The sequence below is a fragment of the Tolypothrix sp. FACHB-123 genome (assembly GCF_014697075.1).
Classification (GTDB): Bacteria; Cyanobacteriota; Cyanobacteriia; order Cyanobacteriales; family Nostocaceae; genus Aulosira.
In genome coordinates, this window is the sequence record NZ_JACJRE010000032.1 from 83768 (window position 1) to 90939 (window position 7172).

Annotated in this window: 3 protein-coding genes; 1 reads left to right on the forward strand and 2 read right to left on the reverse strand. The window is 37.1% G+C overall.

From position 1 onward, the window contains the following. The first annotated feature begins 37 nt into the window (after positions 1 to 37). Complete coding sequence (gene dpdE / locus H6G41_RS20625) at positions 38 to 3322, forward strand: protein DpdE (RefSeq protein ID WP_190748102.1); 3285 nt, start codon at positions 38 to 40, stop codon at positions 3320 to 3322. Between the two features lie 169 nt (positions 3323 to 3491). On the opposite strand, the gene H6G41_RS20630 is transcribed toward dpdE, so the two are convergent. Together H6G41_RS20630 and H6G41_RS20635 are read right to left on the reverse strand one after the other, a co-directional pair. Further along, entirely contained in the window at positions 3492 to 4346 is an 855-nt protein-coding gene (locus H6G41_RS20630) for a sulfurtransferase (protein ID WP_190748105.1), read from the reverse strand. A gap of 126 nt (positions 4347 to 4472) precedes the next feature. Continuing rightward, positions 4473 to 6686 (reverse strand): GumC family protein, encoded by a 2214-nt coding sequence (locus H6G41_RS20635; RefSeq protein WP_190748107.1) that lies wholly within the window; start codon positions 6684 to 6686, stop codon positions 4473 to 4475. Positions 6687 to 7172 lie beyond the last annotated feature (486 nt).

The window sequence follows — 7172 nt, forward strand, 5'->3', positions numbered from 1 at the left end:
TGGAAAGTTATCTTACTATGTTCAGGGGACTAACACTATGATTAAGCTTGGCTCACTAGTAAAGTCCTCAAATAATTCTTTGGGGATTGGCAAAGTTATTGACAACAGTCATAGCGAAATTCTGGTTGAGTATTTCTGCTCACCAGGGCAACGTTTGCAAAAAGCTTTACCTTTAAATTCACTGTCTTACGCTAAACTGCAACACCAAACTCGCTGCTATATCAAGTTAAAGAACCAAGATACATGGATTGTTGGCAGGATTTTTGCTTGGGATGAAGATAGTGAAAAGTATCAGATTGATTTGCCTGATAAAAAAACTGTAATTATTAATGAACAAGACATTTATGTCCGTTGTAATCTACCAGTTAAAGACCCTATTGAAACTTTAGCAATCAAAGGACACGAAACGCCTTATTTGTACGACAGAAGATTTTCTTTGCTGAAAAGCTTAGTTAAACAGCGTGCTGTTAGTCGTGGAATGTCGGGATTAATTTCCGCAAATATTAATCTTTATCCTCATCAAGTTGAAGTTGCTCGCCGCGTCTTAGAAGATGCTAACCAACGCTATTTACTAGCAGATGAAGGCGGACTAGGAAAAACTATTGAAGCTGGTATAATTCTCCGTCAATATCTCCTTGATGAACCCAAAAAAGGTGCAATAGTCATTGTTCCCCCACATTTACTGCCACAATGGCGTAATGAATTAGAACAGAAATTTTACATCTCCCATTTCCCCAAACGAGTCGCTATACTGTCCTTTGATGATGTCCATAAAATTAACCCAAAAGCGAGTGTGGGCTTGCTAATTATCGATGAAGCACAGCAAGTTGCAGCAATGGGTACTTCTTTAGAAACAACAGTACGCCAGCGGTTTGAAACTTACAAAAATTTAGCTCACAGAAGCGAACGTTTAATTTTATTGTCTACCAATCCAGATATCAGCAATGAACAAGAATTGCTGATAATGCTGTATTTACTCGAACCAGAAACCTATAGAGTTAATGATTTAACAGGTTTTCGGGAGCAAATCAAAAGACATCAAAGCTTGGGTAAAATTATCTTCTCTCTGAGAAAAGAGGCTGATGCTTTAAATCTTAAAACTAACTTAGAGCAACTGCAAAATTTATTACCTGAAGATAAATATTTACTCAATTTAATTGAGGATTTGCAAAATTCTCAGCAAGAGACAATTATCCAGATAATTTGTACACATATTTGTGATACCTATAGTCTCAGTCGCCAAATCTTGTGTAACCGTCGTGCTAATGTCACAGATGTCATATTTAATCGTCAAATTGCACCAAAGGAAGAATACGATTTAGATGAGCGTTCCTATGACATCCATGAACTAATAGAAAAATGGCGGACTGTCGCACCGCATCAACAGGAATATCAACGCATTTTTCTAATGTTGTTCTTAGCTAGTGGTACTTGGTTAGGTATTTTAGAACAGGTAATTGCAGCACGTTTAAGTGGAATTCGCAATCAGGAATTGAGCAAAGAATTTGGCAATGATGATGTCAATATTTTGACCCAAACTCCTAAATTCCCTGAAGAAAACGAGCTGTTAATGTCATTGCGCCAAATTATCAGCCAACCTTCGGAAGATGGCGATCGCATTGAACTACTGAAAATTATCATCCTCTATCGCCTATCCGAAATTCTCGGATTGCAATCATACCGGAGTAATATTAAGCAACTCGGTGAACGAGTTAAACAGCGAATTCAAAGACCGATTCCTGGCGATTATTTACCCAAAATTGTCATATTTACTGGCTTTAAACAAAGCTGTGCCGAAATTATCCGGATTTTATCGCAAACCTTTGGCGCAGTCAGTGTTACTAGTCAACAATCAGAACAAAACTCTGCACAAGTTGAGAAAAATTTAACCCAGTTTCAAACCAATCCAAGTTGTTTCATTTTAGTTTGCGATTCTGCGGCTGAGACAGGTTTTAACTTCCAATTTATCAATTGGATGATTAATTTTGACCTTCCTTGGTTACCCAAGCAACTAGAACAAAGAATTGGCAGAATTGATAGAATTGGCCGTTCTCCAGAGATTAATTTTACTGTTTTAGTTGGTGCTGATTTAGAAGAGAGTTTGCATAGTGCTTGGTATAATTTCCTCAAAGATGGACTGGCAATTTTTAATCAATCAATTACTAGTTTCCAGCCTTATATTAGTAAGAAGTTACCAGAGCTAGAAACTACTCTATTTCATGCAGGCGCTAGTGGTTTATTAAAAGCTACAGAAGCAATTCAACAAGAAATATCCCAGGTTGAGATAAACATTAGCGAAGAAAATGCTTTAGCCGAAATTTACCTGTCAGAAACTGAAAATAGTTATTTTCCAGAATTAGACGATTATGATAGTCAACATCTGGAAATTAAACGCGCTATCGAAGGCTGGCTTGACCAAGCATTACACTTTAAATCAATCTATAGTCCAGAATTACCAGATGTAAAATCCTATCAACCCATCAAGCAAACCTTAGTCAGTGCTGATGAATTTCAAAATTACTTTACTAACAGTAATATTGACAAATTAGGCACTTATAATCGCCGCATAGCCAATCAGAACTCTAATCTCAAATTATTTAGACTTGGCGAAGGATTAGTAGATGCACTCTGTAGCTATCTCAAATGGGATGATAGAGGTCACGCCTTTGCCATTTGGCGTCAAGATACATCTTGGAATACCAGTCAAGAAAAAGAATGGTTTGGTTTTCGTTGTAATTATTTAGTTGAAGCTAATCTCAAAGTTGTCAAACAGATTTTAGCCGAACATCAACAAGATAATTCTCAATTCAACTCCTGGAAGCGGTGCATTGAGGCTTTCTTCCCTCCCATAATTGAAAGTATCTTTATTGATGCTGGTTCGGAATTGTTATGTAGTGTGGAAGATGAATCACTCTTAACTATTCTCCAACGTCCTTATAGTAAGGATAAAACTAATAAGTTAGGGCAAGATTATAATCTGGCTAAGGAACGTCTAGAGGTACTGGACAATTTTATTCCCGCTGATAATTGGCAAAATATTTGCTATCAAGTGCGCGATACTTCGAGACAACTACTCAGCGAACGTTCTAATTTTCAAGAATTATGTGAACGTGCTGCTCAAGTTGCTGAACAAAAATTAGCGCAAAGAGTAGAACAATTACGTTTACTTTTGCATCAACAACCAGGAAATTCTACTTTAACTGACGAATTGAAGATAGCAACTGCTGTCAGTGCAGCCATTATCGATGGAATTCGCCAACCAGAAATGCAACTTGATTCTGCTGGTTTCATCGTTGTATCTGGACAACCTTTCTCTGGGTAGTCTTTCAGGATTTCTTGGCATATTTATTGATTCCGTAGTGAGGACTTTAGTCCTCACTAAAAGGAAACCAATTGATTTTTTTGTACTCTGGTGTCAGAATTTGTAGCAAAGCTTAACGCACCGATAAATCTGTCAAACTTCCTCCAGGCGATCGCATTCTAAAATTGCTTCAAATAACTCTGCTATCAATTGGTAAGGAAAAATCACGCGACCATTCATTCCAAGAGCCAAAATAATTTCTCGCCTTAATTCCCGCTAATTCCAAAGCAATTAAAGTATTCGCCGCCCTCGAACCTTTAAAACAGTAAATGTAAACTATAGAATTGCTAGTAATCCCTACAGATTGACAAATTTCTAAGATTTCCGCTTTTGAACGAAACATGGCAATATTGGAAGATGAACTCATCAACCGATGCCATTCTAACCAAACAGCATTGGGTATTCTACCTTTACGAGGACAAAAATCAGCACCATAGGGAGAAGAACTTAACCCCAGCCATTCATCGCGATCGCGTACATCTAATTTAATAATTCCCGGATTATCAATGGCTTGCAACATCTCTGCGGTAGTTACCATTATGTCCGACTGGGGATGCAATTTAAATCTGCTGCTTTCACGAAATGGTACTGCATTGGTAGTCGGTAATCCCGCCCTGAGCCAGGCTTGATATCCTCCATGTAAGATAGAAACCTGAGCGCAACCTAAATACTTTAATAAGAAAGCTGCGCGACAAGACTGACCGTAACCTTGATTGAAAGTGTCTTCATAAACAATTAACGACTCAACACCAGAGATTCCTACCCCACTCAGAATTTCAGTAAAATGCGCTTGCAATTTCTGTAATCCTGTAGGAGAGGAATCTGCTAACAAATAGGTGAAAAAGTCGCGAATATTTACCGCTTGCGGAATATGAGAAATTGCATAATCTTCTGGGCTGCGCGTATCAATAATGACAGTTTGTAATGGCTTTGCTGCTAATACAGACGTGATTTCTTGAGGCGAAATGAGGAGTTTTGTATTCACGCTTTTATGCTTCTATTGCCTTACCATAAAGCATTATCGCCCTCCTCATCGTCTGCATTTAGGAATGCAAATTACAGAACTATGAACTCCAAATGTTATCCGCGAACTTTTGGAAATACATCAAATTTACACGTTAGCAGGATAGTTAACATTATTAGCGATCGCGCCAATTAAATTTAACTTATCAAAAATTTCTCTAGCATCCATGAGTTCGCTTTGAGTTACCTGACCCATCCGCCCGACTAACACAATCCCATGACATAAAGATGCCATAATTCTGGCATCAACTTTATCTAAAATGGCTGGTGCATCAATTAAAACTAAATCATAGGTTTGCTCGCACAATTCCACAATCTCTTTCATCCGCCCTGAACTGAGTAACTTAACTGCATCTTCTGGTGCGGGGCCAGCAGTTAAAACATCAATATCTGGATGAATTGGTTGAATATAATCTGCAACTGAAGTATTACTTTCATCCACTAACAACAAAGATAAACCCCATTCATTAGGAAGTTGCAAAATTTTATGCAAGCTAGGATGCTGGAAATTAGCATCTATTACTAATACCCGACGATGCATATGAGCCGCACTAGATGCAAGTCCCAAAGCTAAGGTTGTTTTTCCCTCACCAGCTAGGGTTGAAGTCAACATTAGTGATTTAAAAGCGACAGGATAATTAAATAATTGAATATTTTGATAGACTAGATCAAAATTTTCGTGATATGGCAAACCAGGGCTAGTTTCTACTAAATTTGCCGTTTGTTGTTGATGGCGAAATAGTTTAAACAAGCGTTTGTTTTGACTCTTTTTGGCAATATTTGGTACTGCTCCCAAAAGTCGCAGATTAGTCAGCTTTCTTAATTGTTGTGGTGAATAAATCACATCATGAAATATTTGCCAAATTAAAGCTGTGAGAATACCTAAAATTGGCCCAGTAATTAATGCTCCACCTAACAGCAATAATCGCCCGCTACCTATATATGTTCCCTTTTCTGGTGCTTCTAATAATTGCCAATCAAATCCAGTCTGAGCAATTGTCATTCCTAATGACTGTTGCGTTTGCAGTAATTGTTCAAGTGTTTGGCGACTGTTTCTTACCTCTGGGAGTAGACGATTATACTCAGCTACCAAACTAGGATATTTACTCAGTTCAGCTTTTAATTTTTGTTCTGCTTCAACTAAACTTTTTTCATTCGCCAGCAACCCTAAGGAAGTTGTCTGGATTTGATTTATTTCTTCTACTACCTTTAAATCAACGCCAACAATCTGTCCTGAGGTAATTAATGGTGGCGGGGAATTGGTTGTATTCCGATTTTTTTCTGCTAGCGATACTTCTTGTTGCAGTAGCGCCAATTGGCTCTGACGTTGCTGTTTGAGAGTTTGAATTATCGGAGAATTTTCGGTATATCGCAGTCGCTGTTGTGTTAGTGCTATTTCCGTCTTTTGAATCTCATTCAGTAAATTTTGGTAGCGTGGTGATTGACTCAAACGCGATGAAACTATACTTTTTTCCGAAGAAGATAACATTTTTCGCTCTAGGTTAGCTTGGCGAGCTTTGATATCTTGAAGTTGGGTGCGTGTATTTTGTAATTGTTTTTGAATATCTGCTAAAGATTGCAGCAGAATTTTGCTTTGTACCTCTGGATCGACTAAATTATACTTTTTGCGAAATTTTTCTAATTTTTGTTCAGATTGGGTAACTTGTTTTCTGACTTGGGGTAAGCGAGCGTTAACATAAGCTAGTCCTTTATTTAATCGCTCGTTTTGTTCTTCAATGTTGTAATTATGATAAACAGTTTGTAATGCTTGCAGTACTTTTTGGGTTTTAACTGGATCTGTATCTTTAAAAGCAACCTCAAATATTTGATTATTTAGGTCATTAATTCCCGTTGCACTTTTTATCTGAGTTACATTTAAAGGCGATTTGTCATTTTGTCCTTGTTTGCCTTTAATATCTTCTAAAGTAATATTGGGATAATTAGGACGTAGCAAATCTACAGCTTTTTGGATTAACTGAGAACTCACCATCAGTTTTTGCTGCGCTGTGTAGTCTACAATTTGAACTTGAGAATCTTCTTTAATCTTGGTGTCTGTCGCTCTCTGAACCTTATTTCTACCTACCCCTGGATCTAATTTAGAACTTACCAGTATTTGCATCGAGCTTTGGTAATTTGGTTTCGCCAATATAGCCAAGATTCCAGCCACTGAGATGACTGCACAGGAAATACCTAATGTGAGATAACGTCTGTGAAACAGAATTGTAGTGAGTTGTTTGATATCAACCGCGTTTGGTGAAGAGTTATTGAGCATTTGCCCTTGGTTCAGACTACTGTTAGTCACTATACAAATCCTCTAATCTTTAAATAATAAATCAGGAAGATTTTGATCTAATCTCTTGGGAGTTAAGTTTGATTAAACTGTAGACGACATTTTAGTCGAAATGATTCCCGATCTGCCAGATAAACTATTTTCAAGGATTTTACTTAGAGCAATTGTAATTAATATTTTTTAATCTAATATAATTAAACTTATTAAATTATTCTAATAGCTAAAATTGATACTAAATATTTTATGGCAATAGCTTAAATTGCTTGTATAAACAAGTGTTTGCGCTCATCTACTATCTATAAAAATCTGTATAATTACTTCTACATAGTTTCTAGGGAACTTCAGTGTTAAATCTTGAGACTGTAGCTATTGCTTTTGTATATTATTGTTGATTTTTTCAATACCTTAGCCAAAATAAGAGGATGAGGAGAGAGGGCACTTTGTAGTAGAGTTATTGTCTCTCACAACGACAACTCAAAAACCACTCTTGCGCCCATG

Bases quoted from the DNA above. Each gene is read 5' to 3' on its own strand.
- dpdE (WP_190748102.1), top strand. From the start codon at position 38: ATGATTAAGCTTGGCTCACTAGTAAAGTCCTCAAATAATTCTTTGGGG.